The organism is Pseudoalteromonas sp. (assembly GCF_036960685.1).
Taxonomy (GTDB): Bacteria; Pseudomonadota; Gammaproteobacteria; order Enterobacterales; family Alteromonadaceae; genus Pseudoalteromonas.
Genome location: NZ_JBALXK010000032.1, coordinates 1 through 19,593, shown reverse-complemented (window position 1 = coordinate 19,593; position 19,593 = coordinate 1). Strand labels below are relative to the sequence as shown.

Below are 19,593 nucleotides of genomic sequence, written 5' to 3'. Positions count from 1 at the left end.
TTACTTGCAGAAAAGCCAAATAAACGCAAAACTTATGTGCATATACGCACAATTAAAAGTTAAGGGCGAGTATGGCAATCCAATTTGATGACTGGCAAGACGTAAAAGTAGCTTATGAAGTAGCGCGACTGGGCACACTCACAGCCGCAGCTGAAAAACTCAACGTCCATCACAGTACCGTACTTAGACGAATTAATAATCTTGAACAAAGTTTAAATGCACGTTTATTTCATCGCCATGCCCGGGGTTATAAAGTAACGGAGATCGGTGCTAAGTTATTCACCGCCGCGCAATCTATCAATAGCGAACTTGAGCGGTTACATAACGATATAATTGCTGCTGACAGTACCTTGCGTGGCAGTTTATTACTCACAACAGTCAGTGGTTTTATTGATGTGTTAAGTGACGTATGCGAGCAATTTCAAAGCCTGCATCCGCAAGTTCAGCTGGAAGTGATACTCGATCAAAATCGTTTACGTCTCGACCATGGTCAAGCCCATATTGCGGTGCGAGCTGGCCCTCGTCCTGATGAAGGTGATTATATCGCTCAGCACTTAGCGCATTTATCATCTGGGTTTTATGCCTCTAAGCGGTATATAGATAAGCATGGTATGCCAAAAACCCTCAAGCAACTGCCGCTGCATAATTTTGTATCTGGGGTGGCGGGCTACAATGGCAAAGTGCCATATTTTGCCTGGGTAGATGAAAATATTCCCGCTGAACAAGTGAAGCTGCGGGTCTCTGAAACTTCAGAAGCAACTAGAGCAATCGTTAAAGGTTTGGGGATTGGTGGTTTGCAGCATGATGTTGCGGCGCAATATCCAGATCTTATTCCTGTATTGGCTAATGAACTTAGTTGGCCAACTGACTTATGGTTAGTGACGCACCATTTAGTGCACCGCACGGCGAAAGTGCAGGCATTTAGCCAGTTATTAAAAGCGTATTTTCAAGAGCGTAAATTAGGCTGATGTGGCATTACAAAAATCTTGGAGATGCGATGTTGGCAGGTTCACAGCTTGAGCAAATAAAGCAAAGCGCAGATGATAATATGTCGCTACTTGTGCGCTATGTTACTAAAAATGACTTGTATTGTGAGGTCATCGTGTATTTTCCACCAACAGCAAAAAAGCTGGCTAAACAATATTTAGCCAGCCCGTGTTTAGCGCCAAAACAACAAGATTTAACGGCCCTTTAAGTCGCGCATCTGTTTTTGCACACCACGATAAAACTTTCCTCGGTTTCTATCGTGACTACGTAACTGAGCTAGACTGCGAGAATTATGCTGTTGCTCTTTGAGCAGTTTGTGGTAGTTATCTAATCGTCGCTGCGTCAATGTTCCATGTTGCAATGCCTGTTGTACGTTGCAGCCTGGCTCCTGCTGGTGGCCGCAATTGGCAAAACGGCATTGCTCAGCAAGTTCATTAATTTCACTAAAAGTTAACTCAACGCCGTGCTGACAATCTGCAAGTTGCAACTCGCGAACACCTGGCGTATCCAGCAACAATGCGCCACTTTCAAGTACATGCAGTGCCCTGTACGTGGTGGTATGACGCCCTTTGCTATCGTCTTCACGGATCCTTGCGGTTGTAGCCACTGGTAGTTCAGATAAACCATTTACTAAACTTGATTTACCCACACCGGAGGAGCCAACAAATGCAACCGTTTGACCTGAATTACACCAAGGACGTAACTCCTCAATACTTAGGCTATCTAGCGCGTTAACAGATAGCACAATTAAATGCCGATCTAGTTCAGCTAACTTTGCTAAATATTGCTCAGGTTGTTCGCACTGATCGCGTTTAGTCAGTACTACTACAGGTGCACAACCACTTTGATGCGCCAGTGCTAAATAACGCTCAAAACGACTTAAATTAAAGTCTTTGTTATGAGAACTGACAATAAACAAAGTATCAATATTTGCAGCAATTAACTGCTGTGCTAATTTACTACCTGCTCCCTTGCGGGTGATAACTGTTAGTCGCTCAAGCAGCCGATAGTACAGCCAGTGTTGCTCGTGTTGTTTTAGCAGTAACCAATCACCTACCGTAAGCGGACTTTGGGTTGGATGATGTTGCACCGTATGACAACCATTTTCAGCTTGTACTATAAAATGGTCGCGATGATATGCTATAACGCGGGCAATTAAGGTCGTTTCTAGTTCGTCTAATGTTACTTGTTGTTGAAAAAAAGCTCGCCAACCTAGTTGGCTTAAATTTAAGTGAGTATTCATAAAACCCCATACTCCAAAGAGTAAAAAAAGAGGGGTTCGCTGTTTAATGTTGTGTAAAACAGCTGCCCCGGCTAATGGCCGGGCAAGTCTTAATTATTAAGAGTTAACATGCCCAGCAAGGGTGTTTATTACAATCATCAAATATCTCCAGTTAGTTGTTATCTATAATTAGCTATACGCCAGTATATGCTAATTCAGCTAAAATGCAGCTAAACTAAGCATTAAAATGACTTTTTGACTGCAATCCCCAGGCGCTTAGCGAGCCTGACTAGGTTTGCTCTATCAAGCTGTAAAGTGCGCGCCGTTGCAGCCCAATTAAACTGATGCTGTTCAAGCTGTTGACTAATTAAATGCTGAGTAAAAGTATCGCACGCTTGTTTTAGCGATAAATTATTACGTTCTTGATTGAATACATAAGCTGTATGCTCAGCTTTATCGTGTGCGCCCAAATGAGCATTTGATACAGCGGTTGCCGTTAAGTCACAATGCTCAGGGGTAATTGTAATAATCGCTTGTTGCCATTGTTGTTGTTTCGCTTTTAGAGCTGCGCGGCTTATAACGTGCTCAAGCTCGCGAACATTACCTGGCCAACTGTACTGAGTCAGCAGCAATTGCGTCTCAACACTGAGTTTAAGTTGTTTTATAGCGAGCTTGCGAGCAGTTTGTTCAACAAAATAGCCTGCCAGTAAAATAGCATCATTTTCGCGCTCACTAAGCGGTGCAACTGTGAGTGGGTAAACACTGAGACGATGATATAAATCGGCGCGAAAGCGTCCTTCGGCGACTTCATTTTTTAAGTTGCGGTTAGTGGCCGCAATCACCCGTACATCAACGTACTTTATGTCATCTTCACCTACGGTTTGAATTTCACCACTTTGTAATACGCGTAATAGCTTGCTTTGCATGGTAAGCGGAAGTTCGCCTATTTCATCTAAAAACAGCGTGCCGCCATCGGCAAGTTGAAACTTTCCTTGGCGAGCGCTCTGTGCACCTGTGAAGGCTCCTTTGGCGTGGCCAAAAAATTCACTTTCAGCGAGGTTCTCTGGTAATGACGCACAGTTTAAGTGAATTAGCGGCTGTTCACTCCGTTTGGAGTGAAGGTGGATGTTGCGTGCAACCAGCTCTTTCCCCACTCCTGTATCACCTTGTATCAACACGCTAAACTCAGAAGCAGCAACGAGTTTGATGTCGTTTTTAAGGGTTTGCATTGCAGGGCTTTGGCCGATAATTTCTATGCCATCACGGGTTAGTGCTTCACGGTTCAGCTCTTGTACTAAGGCACTGCTATGTTGGGCATGATTTTGATATTGCTGTAATTGCAGTGTGGTTTGTAAATGTGCAGCACACAACGCCCCTAGTTGCGCTAAATCAGCTAGATTTAAATCGTCAAAGGCCTTGGCATCAAGGCTATCTAGGGTGATAACCCCAAGTAAGGCATTAGCATCGTTTAGCAGCGGTATTCCTAGGCAAGCATGAACAGGAATGTCCCCGGTTTTGCTTGATAGTAGGCCATCATAAGGATCGGGAATAGGGCAGTCGTGGGCAAACTGTAGCGGTTGTTTGGCATTACAAATAGCGTGTAAACGTGGGTGCTCATTAATCACAAAGCGCCGGCCTAAAGTGTCGGGCATCAGACCATGAATTGCTTGCGGTTTCAGTACATCTCCCTGCAGGGTCAGCAATGCAATCGCGTCACTTGGGATCAGCTGTTGAATGCAATCTATAAGTTGCTGAAAAGGCTCTTCTTGAGTATGCACTTGGGCAAGCGTGACAGCAGCATTTAATAAGCTTTGATTCTCTATCATGTCAAAATGACTCAAACGTGTTTATTTGTCTTTTTATAATTTGAGTCATAAAGACTTATTTGTCAAACGTTAAATGGTTAATGTGTTGAATTTTATAGTTTTTAAATGTTGGCTTGGTCTGTGCAATAGCTAGTTATTCGATTCAATAGGTGAGTTAATTAAGCGAATGCAACCAATCAATTTAACCGAACCACTACCAGAAAAAATACGCTTATATCATGTGAGTCAATGGCCGTTATGGCTGTTGGCGTTTAGACCCTATTTTTTAGCCGCAGGATTATTAGCTGTATTGTCGATTGGCTATTGGTTAATGATCTTAACTGGCCATGCAAGCTGGAGCCTAAATATGCCAGCAATGCTTTGGCATGCGCATGAAATGATGTTTGGTTTCGCAGGCGTTGTTGCGGTGGGGTTTTTACTAACGGCTGCACAAACTTGGACTGGGGTTGCGAGTATTAGTGGTAATAAATTGCTATGGCTAAGTGTGGTGTGGTTAGCGGCGCGAGGTGCCTTTTTTATAACTGGTACTGGCATAGAAAACTTTAATTTATATGCGGTGATCTTTTGTCAGTTATTTTGGTGGTTAGGAGCAATTACGGCCTTGGCTAATATGTTGCTTAAAGCAAACAACAAGAATAACTATCAATTTCTGCCGATTTTAAGTGCGTTGTGTGCGTTAAATATTATTTATTTATGGTTGTCTATTGAACAAAATATATTGTTGGCGCTTGCTGTTGTTGATACCGCTGTACTAGTAATGACCCTACTTGTAGGTGTGGTTGCAGGCAGAGTGTTACCCTTTTTTACTGCTCGCGGTTTAGGTTTAGCTGAGCAAGTGCGTACTCCGCGTTTAGATAAAATACTGCTTTACAGCTCGTTGTTTGCTGTCGTGCTTTATTTTATTAGCCAGTTATTCATATCTAGTATTAATCCGGGGTGGGCTTTAGCTGTTGTTGCTGTATTGCATTTAAGCCGCTCATTGCTGTGGTGGAATTATAAAATGTTCAACGTTCCCCTGCTATGGTCGTTGCACTTTTCGTATCTAGCACTTGGGCTTGGACTAGCATTGGTTGCACTGAGTTTTTACAGCTCTGTTATTTTGTTTAAAGACGCATTGCATATGATCACCATAGGCACGATTGGGTTGATGATTTTAGCCATGATGACACGCGTATCTCATGGTCATACCGGGCGTCCTTTAACTATTCCTCATTTTATGGCTGTGGCATTTGCACTCGTGCTTGTGGCTGCCATTGTTCGTTCGTTATTACCTTTTATTATTGGGCCACACATCGCATGGCAGCTGAGTGCTGTACTGTGGATTGTGGCATTTTCGTTGTTCTTACTCCACTGTCTTCCAATATTAACGCGGCGTCGTGTTGATGGGCGTCGTGGTTAAAGGAAGTTGTATGTTATCTGATAAAACCATTGAAATAGTTAAAAGTACCGTGCCGTTATTAGCTGAGGCGGGTACGGTCGTTACTGAGCATTTTTATAGCCGATTGTTTAGCCATAATCCTGAGTTGCAGGATATTTTTAATATGACTAATCAGCGCAGTGGCCGTCAGCAATTTGCATTGTTTAATGCATTGGCCGCTTATGCACAAAATATTGATAATTTAGCCGTATTAAAAGAAGCGCTGGCGCGTATTAACCATAAACATGCCAGCATGCATATTTTACCTGAGCATTATCCGATTGTAGGTGGTCATTTAATAGGTACTTTAAAAGAGCTGCTTCCTGAACAATTTACAGCTGAAGTTGAATACGCATGGCGTGAGGCATACGCACTACTTGCTGATATTTGTATCACCGAAGAGGCGGCTCTATATGAGCACAGTAAAAATAACCACGGTGGTTGGGCGGGGACTCGTGAGTTTGTGATTGCTAACAAACACAGTGAATCAGAGTTAGTAACCAGTTTTACATTAGCTCCAGTTGATGGCAAAGCCGTAATAGCGCATAAACCAGGTCAATATTTAGGCATTAAAGTGAAACCCGATGATGCGCAATACAGTGAAATTCGTCAGTATTCAATTTCCCAACAAAGCAATGGTGAGAACTACCGCATTAGCGTGAAAAAAGAGTTATTGCCAGCTGCAGGGATTGTATCTAATTACTTGCATTCACTTGATGAGGGTCGTGTTGTGGAGCTTTACCCGCCAGCAGGAGATTTCTTTTTGCGCGCAAATAATAAACCTGCGGTATTAATTTCTGCGGGCGTTGGCCAAACACCGATGCTGGCAATGCTACAAACATTATTAAGCGATACATCGAATCAAGCGGTCACTTATTTACATGCGTGTGAAAATACCCAGCAACATTCATTTAGTCAGTTTTTGGCGGAGCAAGCCGCGGCGCATACTCGATTAAATCATTATACTTGGTTGAATCAAGGTGGTGAGGGCGGTGACTTTACTGGTTTGATGGATGTTAGCGTTGTTGCAGAACAATTACCGCTCACACAAGGTGATTTTTATATTTGTGGTCCAACTGGTTTTATGGCTGCCATTAAACAGCAACTACTCGCCCTTGGCGTGGATACCGCACGTATTCATTATGAGGTGTTTGGTCCACACCAAGATATTTAATAACAAAATTAAATACAGATTTTAAGTAACAGGCGCGCAATGCGCCTTTTTATACTTTTTGGCTATTTAAAGTACAGTATTACTGCCTTTCGCCGCCAACGCTTGATTTTGCCATGCGGTAAATAGCTTTTGCTGTTTATCAGATATTTTTAAACCATAGGTTTTTTGCATATAAAAGTAGGCATCAGCGATACGTTTTCGGGCATGAAATGGCGGTTCTACTAGGCGTTGCTTAAAGTCGACTTTTACTTGGCAGCGGCCATATTGGTTCGCATCACCTGTAATCATACCAAACCGATAGTTAGATCTATCGGCGTTTATCTCACCTATTGCTGGCGCCAAATTATTAATATCGGCTTCCATTTTACGAAACTGCTCACTGGTTTTAACGCAGTTTTTACGGCCTCCATTTTGCCAGCATTGCAGCTGGTGGCCAAATTCCCAAGCTGGAACTATGTGTTCCCATTCAATCCGAACGGCACGAGCATTGGGTTTACCTGAGCGTGTTACGGCATTGCGTGGTATATAACCGCACGCATTTGGATCGGGTATTAGCTTTTTACCTTGGCGTTTTATATCACAACCACAGTAAATACTTTTAGCATCGTTGGGTAAGGTTTTTATCAGATGTTTTTTGGCGCTTGAGAAACTCGTAAATTGCTCTGCGTAAAGGTTAAAACTCAGGCAAAAAAAAGCGAGCGCAAGAAGAAAATGCGGCATATCCAATCACTTTAGTGAACTACAGGAAGCGCTATTTTAGAGTGATTATTCAAACGGGTAAATCAGTTGAATGGAGTATGTTGAGAAAAATGCAATGATACAACAGGCAAGGCACTTATAATGCCTGGCTACAATTTAAAGCTTACGGCGGCGTAGGCGTACATTTTGTAGTAAAAGTAGCATGCCAGTGATGCAAAACAGTACGCTAGTCGCTGAAAAACTGATCAGTAAAGGATTGTTAAAGTCTTCACGCTCATCGTAATCCATAATATGTAACATCCAGAAAAAGTCGAATATGCGCCATATAGTGCTGCGGACGGTAATAACTTGGCCATTAAGTGCAGATAAATACAAAGTTGTGCTCCACAAATCATCAAATTGCACTTGCCATAAATTTCCTTTGTAGCCCACTTCTCTGGGGCCAATGTCAAGTTGCATGACGTGTATTACAGTTGCATCAATTAGCAGGTGGGCTTTAGCATTAGCAATGATATTTTGCTGTGTTGGCGCAGCTAGTAGCTGACCTGTGAGGCCATTATAGCTCGACTCTCCTTGAGCTGTAGTCACAACAATAATTGGGGTAGTTAAAAAATGACGATAGCTGATCTGCACCGGATCACTTAGTTGCGCAACAATGCTATCTAGTGAAGCTGAGTAGTCTTGTTGTTTAAATGGATTATCTAATTGACGTGCAGCCAAATGCTTTCCGTGTACTTTTTCAAGTGGTATTGCGCTCATGACTAAGCCGCCAAGCAACCATGCGAAAATTTGCAGTGCTAGTAGGTAACCTAGCCACTTGTGGAGTTTACGCGCATGTTTGAAAATGCGTTTATTCATTACTACTACCTGTTTATTATTATTAGTGCGCTATTGTATAAATTATATCGAGTTTGCCAATGTGGCAAATTGTCGCAGATAATAAAATCCACAGTTGATTTGGTATAAATGTAAAATTAGGTTAAAGTTTGCGTTGTTATTAACGCAGGGTAAAAATGAAACAATGTCGGAAATTCAATTTTTAAATGTAGATCTAGAACTGGAATCAAAGCAAGATATTAGTCTGCTAGTTGCGGACTTAAAAAAGAGTGCTGTAGTTTTGCATTATGATAAAGATGAGTACCGTCAACTTGCACGTATTGAGTCTAAAGAAGACGTTACCTCGCCAGATAAAGCCATTAACCATTTATGTGAGCTGATCGAGTCTTGTTCGCGTAATGCTTTAAAACAGTGGTTATCATGCTCAAGACGTACCTTTGATATTGGCTTTGAATCTGGCACTTCGCCAAAATGCTTTAATCAAGCGCTCAGTGCCGATACGTTATTGCGTATTTCTGCGATTGGTGCGGGTATTGAAATTACAATATACCCACTTGCAAGCTAGCCTTTACGCTCGACAACAGCTGCGGTCATTCTGGATACGCAGCACAGCTCTGCGCGACTATTAGTAATTTTTACTTCCCATACCGACGTTCGCTTGCCTAAGTGCAGTGGCCTTGCAATCGCCGTTAAGGTGCCGTTGCGTGACGCTTTTAAATGATTCGCGTTTATCTCCTGGCCAACACAATAAAACTTCGTAAAATCAACTACAAAGTTTGCTGCATAGCTAGCTACTGTTTCTGCGAGCACAACATTTGCACCGCCATGCACCATGCCCATAGGATTATGGTGTGCTGGGATTGCAGGCATAGTTGCTGCTAAATAGTCATCGCCAATTTCACTAATCTCAATGCCCATAGTTTTCATTAATGTGCCTTGCCCATTAATCCCTTCATCGAGTGCTTTACACTGCGCTAGGGTGATCGGTTGATACCAAATACTCATTACTGTGCCTCATAAAATTAATTCTTAAATCAGTCTACACTTTTAAACATTTTTCTACAGTTAAGATCATAAAAATAGCTAAAATGTACCTTTATTATGTATTTGTTAATAGGCTAACAGAATGAGGTTAGGCGTATTTGGGTTTAGTGCAGTATTCTTGCTTGTCAGTTTACTTGCTCCGGCTCCCGTTGTAGCTACTACACAGCATCAACTCGATATTGGTTTTGCGGATCTTGGTGGTTTAGATGAGTCATTTTTAGGAGCTCGTTATCGTTACTTTGCTGAAGATCTTGAGTCTAAAAATGGGCCGTATGAACTTAAAGCCCACTTAAATCGCATAAATAACTATGCTGCAGGCGGGTTTTCAAATGGTGATTTTAGCTATTTAAATATTGATGCTGCTGTTTATGGCCCTGAAGGGTTAGTTATGCAGGCCAGCCTGCAAAGGATCTCCGATGATTACAAATACTGGCGAGATACCAATTATTTAGCCAGTGCAGCGCTTGGTAAGCAGATGAATGAGAATCTCCAACTTGGTTTTAACGCTTATTACAGTCGCGCTGAAAGCAGTAATATTAACGGGGAGCACAGCACTGAACATGTGTCAGTAGAGTGGACTTATGCGCCGTATATACGCTGGACTGATATTGATAATAACCAAGGTTGGGACTTGGAATTAAAACAATTGGCCGGACGTTATCGCTATGTGCAAGGACGGGCAGTTTATTATGTAAATCAAGCTTGGTCAGTAGGCCTTATCGCCAATATTCGTAACACTGATAACCTCAGTGACAACTATGAGCTGCAAACTCAATATTGGTTTAATCAACATGTTGCATTAAAATTTGGTTTAGGCTCAGGGCTTGATTCTGGAAGTGATTTAAATAGTATGAGCTTGTTATTAACAATGCGTTTATAAGCTAACTAATCTGCAGCAGGTAAGCACAGCTGTGCTTACCTGAAGTGAGCTTACTGGTAGCTAGCAGTGAGGCTTACATTACTAAAAGCACTGTAACCTTTCACCATAATAGAATAGTCACCAGCGCGGTTATCACTACAGCTTTCGCTATTGCCATTTCTATAAGGGCGACAATCATAGTCGTTGCTTGAGGCTGTACCATTATACTTCACATATAAATCTAAATCGCCGGTCCCACCAGAGGTTGTAATCGTCACTTGCTGAGTACCGCTTGGCGCTGTAAAGGTAAATAGCTGCTCGCTATTTTTTGCACCGTTGACAGTGACCGGTTGATTATTTTGTAGCTCATTACCACTTGGCGGTGGGGTGGTAGTTCCTGATCTGAAGTTCGCGATGGTTGGGTTGGTTAAGTTCAATACGCGAGCATTATCATGCTGCGATGCCGTGCCCATCACCGCGCCATTGTATGATTTGTTTGGGTTTGACCAATAATTTATACGTGTGCAGTTGCTATTGCAATTATACGCCATAACTGAGCGCCACTGCGATTGCGGATGCTGATAACCGTGGCCAAACGCATAAGGGGAGGTTGAGGGATCGTTCTCTGGATTATGGCGAGCACCTTGTAAATGACCAATCTCATGACCAAAAGAGTAATAACCTGTTGCACAGTCATAATCGACCATCGCAAATGCAGTGCTTGCATTTGCACCAATTGCATTTGCTTGACCGCAATAGCCATTTACATCATTGACTAAGATAACCACGTCAGCACCATATTGATCGCGCAAAGTATGTGCTTCATCCATATAACCATCATTTTTTGCGGCTAAACGATTTAAGTCCGTTGCTGAGTTTGCTGCCTCAGTGTAATTCACTTGGGCGACATGCGCTAAGCTCACTACAGCGTTTACGTCAGAGTTTTGGTAGCCTTGATTGGTTTCAACGATCGCAAGGTCTATTAAGCTATTAATATCCGCTGATTTTTGTGCAGCTGCCGCGGTGTACAAAACTAATAGAGTAATATTACTTTGTGCATTTGTAGCCAGTGCCGTTTGATAGTTTTGTGCTGTTAATATTTGCTCACTCACTGACAAACTTGGGCTTGACGGTTGATATCCTGGTGCATGTTCGTCGGGCTGGTTAGCAGGATCAAGTTCAATGAAGTTATGACCGGCGCGTTTGTTAGGTTGTAATTTATATACACGAGAATCTACCTTAACTGTGCCAGAGGTGCCTTTTGTTGATTTTATCAAGGTGATCTCATCACCATCTAAGCTTTTACCAACCCAGATCAGATTACCCGTTGATGATGTGCTTGCAGTGCTTTTAATAAACTCGATATCGTTGCCTTGCACAGGTAAAAAGAAGCTAGCGGTATCAGTGTTAAGTTCAAAAAGTGGTTGCCCGAATTGAGTTTGGGCGACTGCTTGTGCGCTTTTTAATTGCACAAAGTTGCTTTGCTGCGCTTCAAAGAGGGGCACCTGAGCATAGCTATAACCGCTAAACAACAAACTCATAAATAGTGGCGTCATTTTTTTCATTTAAAACTCATCGATTGCACTGGTTTTGTAAAAACTTGACTACAAAAAACGAATTTATGTAATCAACACTAATAGTTAACAGCCGACATTTAATTTTGTAAGTGTTAGCCACAGAGTGATTACAAGAAAAAATGGACTTAATAATTCTGGTTCACTTTTCAGTATTTATATTTGCGATTTTCAGATAACTGTATATACTCACAGTTAAATGTACTGTATGGAAAACCAGTTGTATGCGCCCATTAACGAATCGCCAAGCTCAAATTCTCGAACTTATAAAAGTTTTTATTAAAGATACCGGTATGCCGCCAACCCGTGCTGAGATTGCGCAAACGTTAGGTTTTAAAAGTGCTAATGCAGCGGAAGAACATTTAAAAGCATTAGCTAAAAAAGGCGTAATTAAAATGAAGCCTGGCGCTAGCCGTGGTATCCAATTGGTTGAAGAAGAAGAGCCTGAGCAACTTGGTTTACCGCTAATTGGTCGGGTTGCTGCTGGAGAGCCAATTTTGGCAGAGCAGCATGTTGAGAGCCATTGTCAAGTTGACCCCTTATTATTTAAACCCGCAGCCGACTTTTTATTACGAGTGCAAGGCATGAGTATGAAAGATATTGGCATTATGGATGGTGATTTACTGGCAGTACACAGCACGCAAGTTGCTGAAAATGGCCAAGTGGTTGTTGCCCGTGTTGATGATGATGTAACAGTAAAGCGCCTTGAAAAAGCAGGTAAAAAAGTTTTTTTACATGCTGAAAATGATGAATTTGCACCTATTGAAGTCGATCTTGAGCATGAGTCTTTCAATATTGAAGGGTTGGCGGTTGGGGTGATCCGCAACGCAGACTGGATGTAAACCTATTTTGCACCAAACTGGTGAAGTTTGGTGCTTTGATTTTTTTTACCCCTTTAATGGCTAAATTTCATACTTAGCTATGCCTCTCGAGCCCTCGTAAACTCTACTTTTACGTTACTTTCACTGCACCGAAACTACCGCTCATAACAAAATAACGCGCTGATTTTTAGTTATTATTTATGCACCAAAAGAGAAATAAATTACTCCTAAAACTTGCTAATTGTTCGTTTTTTAACTAATTGGTTAATACACTGTGTTAACAACTGTCTTTAAAAGTTGCGATGTTTTGCGCAAACACACTTTCCAGAGACAGAGTTAATTACCAGTTACAATAAAAAAATAACGAATTGGCGTGAAAAAAGCAGTGCCGCCTTTTCGCTTTGCGTTTTGCAATAGCATCAAAAGGAGCCGTCACATGGGTAAACTGAGCTCTACCTTGTGGCTTATATTACTAATGCTTCCGCAGCAATTGTTGGCTAATAGCCAATTTAATATGCGCGAAGGTGTAACTGATATAAGTAATAATGTTTATCAACTGCACATGACTATATTCATTATTTGTTGTGTGATTGGAGTGATTGTATTTGCCGTTATGTTTTGGGCATTAATACATCACCGTAAATCAAAAGGGGCTGTTCCAGCTCAATTCCACGAAAGCACTAAAGTTGAAATACTTTGGACTGCTATTCCATTTGTTATTCTTATTGCTATGGCTGTGCCGGCGACCAAAACGCTCATTGCGATGGAGGATGCCAGTAAAGCGGATCTGACAATTAAAATTACAGGCTCGCAATGGAAATGGCACTATGAGTATATGGGCGAAGATGTTGCTTTTTACTCGATTTTATCGACCCCGCAAGAACAAATAACTAATCAAGCTGATAAAACAAATACTTACCTACTCGAAGTAGACAAACCTTTAGTTTTACCGATCAATAAAAAAGTCCGCTTTTTAATGACCTCAGATGATGTGATCCACTCTTGGTGGGTACCAGATTTTGCGGTTAAAAAAGATGCCAATCCTGGTTTTATTAATGAAACTTGGACAAAAATTAATGAAGAAGGGATTTATCGCGGCCAATGTGCAGAGCTATGTGGCAAAGATCACGGCTTTATGCCAGTGGTGGTGGAAGCTAAATCTGAGCAAGAGTTTGCTACATGGCTGGCTGATGCTAAACAAGCAAAACAAAAAGCCGCTGCTGCGGATGCCGCGTTACTCGATCAAACACTACCCAAAGAAGAATTAATGACGCTGGGTGAGCAAGTCTATATGGCAAGTTGTGCTGCTTGCCATCAACCAACAGGCATGGGGTTACCCGGTGTGTTCCCTGCACTTAAAGGTAATCCGGTAGTGCTTGGAGATATTAAAGATCATATCGATGTTGTTCTACATGGCCGTCCAGGCACTGCGATGCAGGCGTTTGCTAAGCAATTATCAATTAAGCAATTAGCAGCAGTTATTACCTATAAACGAAATGCGTGGGGTAACGATACCGGCGATGTTATTCAACCGAGTCAGATCCAAGCTGAGCTTGATGCAACATCGGAGGCTAAATAATGAGTAGCGTAACACAGCAACATGATAATACAGCTGCACATCATGATGATGGGCATCATCACCCAGCAAAGGGGTTTAAGCGCTGGTTGTATACAACCAACCATAAAGACATAGGTAGTTTATATTTAATCTTTTCGCTCACTATGTTTTTAATTGGTGGTGCAATGGCCATGGTGATCCGTGCTGAATTGTTCCAGCCAGGACTGCAATTAGTCGACCCGCACTTTTTTAATCAAATGACCACAGTACATGGTTTAATAATGGTGTTTGGTGCGGTTATGCCGGCCTTTACTGGGCTTGCTAACTGGATGGTGCCGTTGATGATTGGTGCGCCAGATATGGCATTGCCACGAATGAATAATTGGAGCTTTTGGATTTTACCGTTCGCATTTTTAATTCTATTAGCATCATTGTTTATGCCTGGTGGCGGTCCTGCATTTGGCTGGACATTCTATGCTCCGCTTTCTACCACTTACAGTAATGATAACACTGCGTTATTTGTGTTTGCTGTGCACATTATGGGTATCAGCTCAATTATGGGCGCAATTAATGTGATTGTGACCATAGTGAATATGCGCGCACCAGGTATGACGTGGATGAAACTGCCGTTATTTGTTTGGACTTGGCTAATCACCGCATTCTTATTAATTGCGGTAATGCCGGTGCTCGCTGGTGCGGTGACTATGGTGCTCACAGATAAATACTTTGCTACTAGCTTTTTTGATGCTGCAGGTGGTGGTGATCCAGTGATGTTCCAACATATCTTTTGGTTCTTTGGTCATCCTGAAGTATATATTATGATTTTGCCTGCCTTTGGTATTATCTCAACCATAGTGCCGACCTTTTCTCGGAAGAAATTATTTGGTTATGCCTCCATGGTATATGCCACTTCCTCGATTGCTTTACTCAGCTTTATTGTTTGGGCGCATCACATGTTTACTACGGGTATGCCTGTAGCTGCTGAGTTGTTTTTTATGTACGCAACTATGCTGATATCGGTGCCAACGGGGGTAAAAGTATTTAACTGGGTAGCCACTATGTGGCGCGGTTCAATTAGTTTTGAAGTACCGATGTTATTCAGTATTGCGTTTATTGTACTGTTTACTTTGGGCGGCTTTTCCGGCTTGATGTTGGCGATCACCCCTGCTGATTTTCAGTATCACGATACCTACTTTGTGGTAGCGCACTTTCATTATGTATTAGTCACCGGTGCGGTATTCTCAATCATGGCTGGGGCCTATTATTGGCTGCCAAAATGGACGGGGAATATGTTTAATATCACCTTAGCTAAATGGCATTTTTGGTTGTCGTTAGTGAGTGTGAACGTATTGTTCTTTCCGATGCACTTTGTTGGCCTTGCTGGTATGCCACGACGAATTCCTGACTACGCTCTACAATTTGCTGACTTTAACGCCATTATTAGTCTTGGCGGGTTTGCCTTTGGCTTATCGCAATTACTATTTGTAGTGGTGGTATTTAAGTGCGCAAGAGGTGGCGACAAAGTCCCCGCGAAGGTTTGGGATGGAGCTGAAGGTTTAGAGTGGGAAGTGGATTCGCCTGCGCCATATCACACCTTTGAAACACCGCCGGAGATCAAGTAATGAGTCACGCACCACTGCTTAAGCGATTAGTGTTGATATGCCTAGGTATGTTTGCTTTTGCCTTCGCTTTGGTGCCGTTATATGACGTTTTTTGTGATGTAACAGGACTCAATGGTAAACCATCACTAGAGCAAGCAAAGCAAAGTACCAGCATTAATGAAACACGTGAGGTGGATGTAAGCTTTACCACACATGCACAAAGTGGTGCACCATTTGCGGTGCAATCTGCTGAATACAGTGTTGTAGTGCAGCCAGGTGCAATGCGCGAGGTATTGTTTAAAGCAAAAAACCTCAGTAATGAAGATAAAGTAATGCAGGCGGTACCTTCGGTATCGCCAGGAAAAGCAGCCAAATATTTACATAAAATGGCCTGTTTTTGTTTTGATCAACAGCCATTGAAAGCCGGTGAAGAGGTGGAGTTCAAATTACTTTTTTACGTCGATACAGAATTGCCAGATGATGTAGAAGAGCTCACCTTATCGTATACCGTGTTTGATATTAGTAGTCAGTTAGTGGCTAGTAATTAGGAGCAAGTGAGATGAATCAAAATTACGATAAATACTATGTACCTGCACAAAGCCCGTGGCCTATTGTCGGTGCTGTGGCGATGTTTTTAATTGCCGTAGGCGCTGCACTAACGGTTATGCAGGCAAGTTCTGAAGGTGGCAATGGCCATTATATTCTCTACGGCGGAATAGCAATTTTGCTCTATATGCTGTTTAGCTGGTTTAAGAATGTTATTGAAGAATCACATCAAGGTTTGTACTCAGCACAAATGGACCGCTCGTTTCGCCAAGGAATGAGCTGGTTTATTTTTTCAGAGGTGATGTTTTTTATGGCCTTTTTTGGCGCCTTGTTTTATGCACGAATGATCTCGGTGCCTTGGCTCGGTGGCGCGGGTAATAACGCCATGACCAATGAGGTGTTATGGCCAACCTTTGAAGCAATGTGGCCGCTAGTAACAACACCTGCTGGTGGCACGACACAAGCTATGGGTTGGCAGGGGTTACCATTAATAAATACATTAATTTTACTTACTTCCTCGGTGACGTTGCACTTTGCCCATGTGGCAATGGAAAACAATAAACGTGGCCCACTAAAAGTGTTTTTAGGCTTCACTATTTTACTTGGCGTTGTATTTTTAGGGTTGCAAGTAGCTGAGTATATTCACGCCTATCAAGACTTAGGATTGACTTTAGATGCCGGTGTTTATGGCAATACGTTCTTCTTATTAACTGGTTTTCACGGCATGCACGTGACCCTCGGTACTATTATTTTACTGGTAGTATTTTTTAGAATTTTAAAAGGTCATTTTAGCCCTGATAAACATTTTGCTTTTCAAGCAGCGGCTTGGTATTGGCACTTTGTTGATGTGGTGTGGTTGTGTTTATTTGTGTTTGTATATGTGTTGTAGGGTTGGCATTAGGGGAGATGTATCCTAACTTCAGCGCCGCAATAACAACAACGAGCACCACTACAGAAAACAACACGCGGCGGCCTAAATAGTGTGACATTGGCCGCCCATTATCTCGACCTGAAACCATAATAAATAATGCTCTAAATAAGTTAAAAAGTATAAACACTAACAACAGTACAATAATAATTTTAATAATCACTGGGTTCACCTTTATGCAGTTAATTTTATGGCGTAAACAAAAGCTTAGCTCAATTTTCATCGTTTGCGTGGTGATTGTTGTGGTATTGGTGTGTTTACGTTTAGGTTATTGGCAAGTGCAACGAGCTGAAGCTAAAACACAGCAACTTGCCCATATCGCCAGTGTGCAAGCGCAAGGTGTAATGCAATGGCCGCAAGTGCAGGCACTGCCTAGTGATTGGAATAAAACCGGCGTTCAGGCGACTTTAACGGGCACGATAGACACTGATCACTACTGGTTGTTAGATAATCAAGTTTATCAAGGGCAGGTTGGTTACGATGTGTTAACACTGTTTAAACCTGCAACCAGCAATAAACCGCTGTTAATTAATCTCGGTTGGGTTAAAGCTCCGATTTCACGCGAGCAGTTACCTTCTATCGAACTACCGAATAAACCCATTACAATCGATGTACAACTCAAGCAGGGTAAACTCAGTGGTTTCACCCTAGATAACACCTCATTAAACAAGCTCGAGGATGACAGTTGGCCCAAGCGGGTGCAAACCATCGATTTACAGTTATTCACTCACCAAACAGAGCTAGCGATGATTGATTTTATTGGCTACCGCCAAGGTGCAGGTGATGAGCTAGGTATACCGCATTATCAAGCTGTGGTGATGAGTCCACAAAAACATTATGGCTATGCTGTGCAATGGCTATTAATTGCCTTGGCATGTGTTGTAGTCGCTGTTTTTGCTAGTAAAAGAAGGAATTAAAATGAAAAATAAACCCATGGTCATTTTTATCGGTTGCTGTTTAGTGCCTTTAGTGCTGGCTTATTTAGCATTAAAGTTAGACTGGATACCCTCTGCAGCCACCAATAATGGTGAATTTTTAACAACCGAAGTAAAAATCAAAGACTGGAAAAATACCGAGCATAAGCAATGGACTATTGCTTTAAACCATCCTGAGCAATGTCAACAAGCATGTGCTGAGCAGTTGCAAGCGCTTGATAACTTATATGTTGCGCTTGGTAAAAACCAAGGCAAGGTTGATATGGTTATTTTAGGAGCCGCTGGACAAACAGTTTCTGCTTGGCCGCAGCTAGCGAGTATTGAAGAGCTAACACCTGCCAGCTTATATTTAATCGACCATATGGGGTTAGTGGTATTGCAATACCCCTATCATGATGAGCCACAACAAAATCGCTTAACGCAAAAAGGTCTACTGCAAGATTTAAAAAAATTACTTAACTATTCGCGTTCTAGCTGATCAAAGGAGTGTTAACTATGTATAAAAATTATAAGCACTTAGTTTTAGCCACTTTTCTGTTATCGATTTTGGTTGTTGGCTTAGGCGCCTATACGCGCTTAAGTGATGCAGGCTTAGGCTGTCCTGATTGGCCCGGTTGTTATGGATTTTTAACCGTACCAAAACATGCGGCTGATTTAGCTCATGTAGAGCAAAGTTACCCCGATATGATGTTTGAAACTGCCAAAGCGTGGAAAGAAATGATCCATCGCTACTTCGCAGGCACACTCGGCTTACTTATTCTGGCGCTATTTATTTTTGCTTTTATAAAGCGTCAGCATCCAGTAATGCCGGTTAAATTACCGTTTTTGTTACTTGCCTTAGTTATTTTTCAAGCTGCGCTAGGGATGTGGACGGTCACTATGAACTTGCAGCCATTAATCGTAATGGGCCACTTACTAGGTGGGTTCAGTATTTTATCATTGATTACATTACTGTATTTGCGGCTAACGGCTAAACCTATTTATAGTGGTGATGCCCCCGCGCGGCGCTATTTTAAACTTAGCTTAGTAGCTTTAGCAGTATTGGTGATGCAAATTGCGCTTGGAGGTTGGCTTGCAGCTAACTATGCGGCACCACATTGCAATGGATTACCACTGTGTAGCTACGGTCAGCCGTTTTCACTGAGCAGCGTGTTTCAATTGCCGTTAGAGCACAGCACGTATGAATATGGAGTGTTATCGCAACAAGCCAGAATGTCGATTCATTTACTGCATCGTATTTGGGCGTTAGTTACTTGTGTGGTGTTAGCGCTGATCATGTGGCGTATTTATAGCCGCGCAATTTCACGAAAAATTAAACAGTGCTGCGTCTTAGTATTGGTGGCATTACTGTGCCAAATTTGTTTAGGCTTAGCGGTTGTGCATTGGCATTTTCCGCTAGGCGTAGCACTGGCGCATAATTTAATGGCTGCCATACTATTGTTAACGGTAGTTCGTTTATGTTTTTACTTAAAAGCACGTACTTAGGGGCACGGCAAGATCATTATAAATTGAACTTATAGAATATGTAGTGATCAGATCAAGGCATAATAATCACCTTGGTCACG

General features: G+C 42.1%; 21 protein-coding genes. 14 read left to right on the top strand and 7 right to left on the bottom strand.

Going from position 1 to position 19,593, the window contains the following annotated elements; translation table 11 throughout:
- Nucleotides 1-71: 71 nt before the first annotated feature.
- Both V7783_RS19240 and V7783_RS19235 read left to right on the top strand, forming a co-directional pair.
- A complete protein-coding gene (locus V7783_RS19240; RefSeq protein ID WP_335680111.1) occupies nt 72-968 on the top strand; it encodes a LysR family transcriptional regulator in 897 nt (298 codons plus the stop codon).
- Nucleotides 969-997: 29 nt separating this feature from the next.
- Complete coding sequence (locus V7783_RS19235; protein WP_335680110.1) at nt 998-1,195, top strand: hypothetical protein; 198 nt, start codon at nt 998-1,000, stop codon at nt 1,193-1,195.
- Here the strand turns inward: V7783_RS19235 and rsgA are convergent.
- The gene (gene rsgA / locus V7783_RS19230; RefSeq protein WP_335680109.1) at nt 1,181-2,230 is read right to left on the bottom strand and encodes a ribosome small subunit-dependent GTPase A; all 1,050 of its coding nucleotides are present in this window, start codon (nt 2,228-2,230) and stop codon (nt 1,181-1,183) included. The genes V7783_RS19235 and rsgA overlap by 15 nt on opposite strands.
- Nucleotides 2,231-2,451: 221 nt before the next feature.
- Nucleotides 2,452-4,035: a nitric oxide reductase transcriptional regulator NorR gene (gene norR, locus V7783_RS19225; protein WP_335680108.1), complete on the bottom strand. Its 1,584-nt coding sequence runs from the start codon at nt 4,033-4,035 to the stop codon at nt 2,452-2,454.
- Nucleotides 4,036-4,201: 166 nt separating this feature from the next.
- Between norR and V7783_RS19220 the strand changes: the two genes are divergently transcribed.
- Together V7783_RS19220 and hmpA are read left to right on the top strand one after the other, a co-directional pair.
- The gene (locus V7783_RS19220) at nt 4,202-5,434 is read left to right on the top strand and encodes an NnrS family protein (RefSeq protein ID WP_335680107.1); all 1,233 of its coding nucleotides are present in this window, start codon (nt 4,202-4,204) and stop codon (nt 5,432-5,434) included.
- A 10-nt stretch (nt 5,435-5,444) separates the two neighbouring features.
- Nucleotides 5,445-6,626: an NO-inducible flavohemoprotein gene (gene hmpA, locus V7783_RS19215; protein ID WP_335680106.1), complete on the top strand. Its 1,182-nt coding sequence runs from the start codon at nt 5,445-5,447 to the stop codon at nt 6,624-6,626.
- Nucleotides 6,627-6,692: 66 nt separating this feature from the next.
- Here the strand turns inward: hmpA and V7783_RS19210 are convergent, their stop codons facing one another.
- Nucleotides 6,693-7,346, bottom strand: coding sequence for an endonuclease (locus V7783_RS19210; RefSeq protein ID WP_335680105.1), 654 nt, complete (start codon nt 7,344-7,346; stop codon nt 6,693-6,695).
- Between the two features lie 135 nt (nt 7,347-7,481).
- On the bottom strand, nt 7,482-8,183 hold the full coding sequence (locus V7783_RS19205; protein ID WP_335680104.1) for a hypothetical protein: 702 nt from the start codon (nt 8,181-8,183) through the stop codon (nt 7,482-7,484).
- A gap of 163 nt (nt 8,184-8,346) precedes the next feature.
- Here V7783_RS19205 and V7783_RS19200 point away from each other — a divergent pair, with 163 nt between their 5' ends.
- Nucleotides 8,347-8,727, top strand: coding sequence for a hypothetical protein (locus V7783_RS19200; protein WP_029216163.1), 381 nt, complete (start codon nt 8,347-8,349; stop codon nt 8,725-8,727).
- On the opposite strand, the gene V7783_RS19195 is transcribed toward V7783_RS19200, so the two are convergent.
- Complete coding sequence (locus V7783_RS19195; RefSeq protein WP_335680103.1) at nt 8,724-9,167, bottom strand: PaaI family thioesterase; 444 nt, start codon at nt 9,165-9,167, stop codon at nt 8,724-8,726. The two genes, V7783_RS19200 and V7783_RS19195, sit on opposite strands and share 4 nt — an antisense overlap.
- Nucleotides 9,168-9,288: 121 nt before the next feature.
- On the opposite strand from V7783_RS19195, the gene V7783_RS19190 reads away from it, so the two are divergent.
- On the top strand, nt 9,289-10,086 hold the full coding sequence (locus tag V7783_RS19190; protein WP_335680102.1) for a hypothetical protein: 798 nt from the start codon (nt 9,289-9,291) through the stop codon (nt 10,084-10,086).
- A 50-nt stretch (nt 10,087-10,136) separates the two neighbouring features.
- On the opposite strand, the gene V7783_RS19185 is transcribed toward V7783_RS19190, so the two are convergent.
- Nucleotides 10,137-11,630: a pre-peptidase C-terminal domain-containing protein gene (locus V7783_RS19185; protein ID WP_335680101.1), complete on the bottom strand. Its 1,494-nt coding sequence runs from the start codon at nt 11,628-11,630 to the stop codon at nt 10,137-10,139.
- A 233-nt stretch (nt 11,631-11,863) separates the two neighbouring features.
- Here V7783_RS19185 and lexA point away from each other — a divergent pair, with 233 nt between their 5' ends.
- The 5 genes from lexA to V7783_RS19160 all read left to right on the top strand — a co-directional run bounded on the left by lexA (nt 11,864) and on the right by V7783_RS19160 (nt 17,054).
- Entirely contained in the window at nt 11,864-12,481 is a 618-nt protein-coding gene (gene lexA / locus V7783_RS19180; RefSeq protein ID WP_064667721.1) for a transcriptional repressor LexA, read from the top strand.
- A 415-nt stretch (nt 12,482-12,896) separates the two neighbouring features.
- Nucleotides 12,897-14,039, top strand: a complete 1,143-nt coding sequence (gene coxB, locus V7783_RS19175; protein WP_335680100.1) for a cytochrome c oxidase subunit II — start codon at nt 12,897-12,899, stop codon at nt 14,037-14,039.
- Nucleotides 14,039-15,640, top strand: coding sequence for a cytochrome c oxidase subunit I (gene ctaD / locus V7783_RS19170; RefSeq protein ID WP_064667723.1), 1,602 nt, complete (start codon nt 14,039-14,041; stop codon nt 15,638-15,640). The genes coxB and ctaD overlap by 1 nt, the downstream gene beginning before the upstream one ends.
- Entirely contained in the window at nt 15,640-16,167 is a 528-nt protein-coding gene (locus V7783_RS19165; protein WP_335680099.1) for a cytochrome c oxidase assembly protein, read from the top strand. Before ctaD ends, V7783_RS19165 begins: the two co-directional genes overlap by 1 nt.
- Before the next feature lie 11 nt (nt 16,168-16,178).
- Nucleotides 16,179-17,054: a cytochrome c oxidase subunit 3 gene (locus tag V7783_RS19160; protein ID WP_335680098.1), complete on the top strand. Its 876-nt coding sequence runs from the start codon at nt 16,179-16,181 to the stop codon at nt 17,052-17,054.
- Here V7783_RS19160 and V7783_RS19155 read toward each other — a convergent pair.
- The gene (locus V7783_RS19155; protein ID WP_335680097.1) at nt 16,954-17,316 is read right to left on the bottom strand and encodes a DUF2909 domain-containing protein; all 363 of its coding nucleotides are present in this window, start codon (nt 17,314-17,316) and stop codon (nt 16,954-16,956) included. The genes V7783_RS19160 and V7783_RS19155 overlap by 101 nt on opposite strands.
- Between V7783_RS19155 and V7783_RS19150 the strand changes: the two genes are divergently transcribed.
- The 3 genes from V7783_RS19150 to V7783_RS19140 are packed head-to-tail and all read left to right on the top strand — an operon-like array spanning nt 17,270 to nt 19,513.
- Nucleotides 17,270-18,010 carry an SURF1 family protein gene (locus V7783_RS19150; protein ID WP_335680096.1) on the top strand — a complete coding sequence of 247 codons (741 nt, stop codon included), beginning with the start codon at nt 17,270-17,272 and terminating at the stop codon, nt 18,008-18,010. The two genes, V7783_RS19155 and V7783_RS19150, sit on opposite strands and share 47 nt — an antisense overlap.
- A gap of 1 nt (nt 18,011) precedes the next feature.
- Nucleotides 18,012-18,506, top strand: coding sequence for a transmembrane cytochrome oxidase associated protein (locus V7783_RS19145; protein ID WP_335680095.1), 495 nt, complete (start codon nt 18,012-18,014; stop codon nt 18,504-18,506).
- Nucleotides 18,507-18,523: 17 nt separating this feature from the next.
- A complete protein-coding gene (locus V7783_RS19140; RefSeq protein WP_335680094.1) occupies nt 18,524-19,513 on the top strand; it encodes a COX15/CtaA family protein in 990 nt (329 codons plus the stop codon).
- The last annotated feature ends 80 nt before the right edge of the window (nt 19,514-19,593 follow it).

Coding starts and splice junctions, on each gene's coding strand:
- norR (WP_335680108.1), bottom strand. CDS start 4,035: ATGATAGAGAATCAAAGCTTATTAAATGCTGCTGTCACGCTTGCCCAA.
- V7783_RS19205 (WP_335680104.1), bottom strand. CDS start 8,183: ATGAATAAACGCATTTTCAAACATGCGCGTAAACTCCACAAGTGGCTA.
- hmpA (WP_335680106.1), top strand. CDS start 5,445: ATGTTATCTGATAAAACCATTGAAATAGTTAAAAGTACCGTGCCGTTA.
- rsgA (WP_335680109.1), bottom strand. CDS start 2,230: ATGAATACTCACTTAAATTTAAGCCAACTAGGTTGGCGAGCTTTTTTT.
- V7783_RS19190 (WP_335680102.1), top strand. CDS start 9,289: ATGAGGTTAGGCGTATTTGGGTTTAGTGCAGTATTCTTGCTTGTCAGT.
- V7783_RS19220 (WP_335680107.1), top strand. CDS start 4,202: ATGCAACCAATCAATTTAACCGAACCACTACCAGAAAAAATACGCTTA.
- V7783_RS19235 (WP_335680110.1), top strand. CDS start 998: ATGTTGGCAGGTTCACAGCTTGAGCAAATAAAGCAAAGCGCAGATGAT.
- V7783_RS19210 (WP_335680105.1), bottom strand. CDS start 7,346: ATGCCGCATTTTCTTCTTGCGCTCGCTTTTTTTTGCCTGAGTTTTAAC.
- V7783_RS19155 (WP_335680097.1), bottom strand. CDS start 17,316: ATGAAAATTGAGCTAAGCTTTTGTTTACGCCATAAAATTAACTGCATA.
- ctaD (WP_064667723.1), top strand. CDS start 14,039: ATGAGTAGCGTAACACAGCAACATGATAATACAGCTGCACATCATGAT.
- V7783_RS19240 (WP_335680111.1), top strand. CDS start 72: ATGGCAATCCAATTTGATGACTGGCAAGACGTAAAAGTAGCTTATGAA.
- V7783_RS19195 (WP_335680103.1), bottom strand. CDS start 9,167: ATGAGTATTTGGTATCAACCGATCACCCTAGCGCAGTGTAAAGCACTC.
- V7783_RS19200 (WP_029216163.1), top strand. CDS start 8,347: ATGTCGGAAATTCAATTTTTAAATGTAGATCTAGAACTGGAATCAAAG.
- lexA (WP_064667721.1), top strand. CDS start 11,864: ATGCGCCCATTAACGAATCGCCAAGCTCAAATTCTCGAACTTATAAAA.
- V7783_RS19140 (WP_335680094.1), top strand. CDS start 18,524: ATGTATAAAAATTATAAGCACTTAGTTTTAGCCACTTTTCTGTTATCG.
- V7783_RS19145 (WP_335680095.1), top strand. CDS start 18,012: ATGAAAAATAAACCCATGGTCATTTTTATCGGTTGCTGTTTAGTGCCT.
- V7783_RS19150 (WP_335680096.1), top strand. CDS start 17,270: ATGCAGTTAATTTTATGGCGTAAACAAAAGCTTAGCTCAATTTTCATC.
- V7783_RS19160 (WP_335680098.1), top strand. CDS start 16,179: ATGAATCAAAATTACGATAAATACTATGTACCTGCACAAAGCCCGTGG.
- V7783_RS19185 (WP_335680101.1), bottom strand. CDS start 11,630: ATGAAAAAAATGACGCCACTATTTATGAGTTTGTTGTTTAGCGGTTAT.
- V7783_RS19165 (WP_335680099.1), top strand. CDS start 15,640: ATGAGTCACGCACCACTGCTTAAGCGATTAGTGTTGATATGCCTAGGT.
- coxB (WP_335680100.1), top strand. CDS start 12,897: ATGGGTAAACTGAGCTCTACCTTGTGGCTTATATTACTAATGCTTCCG.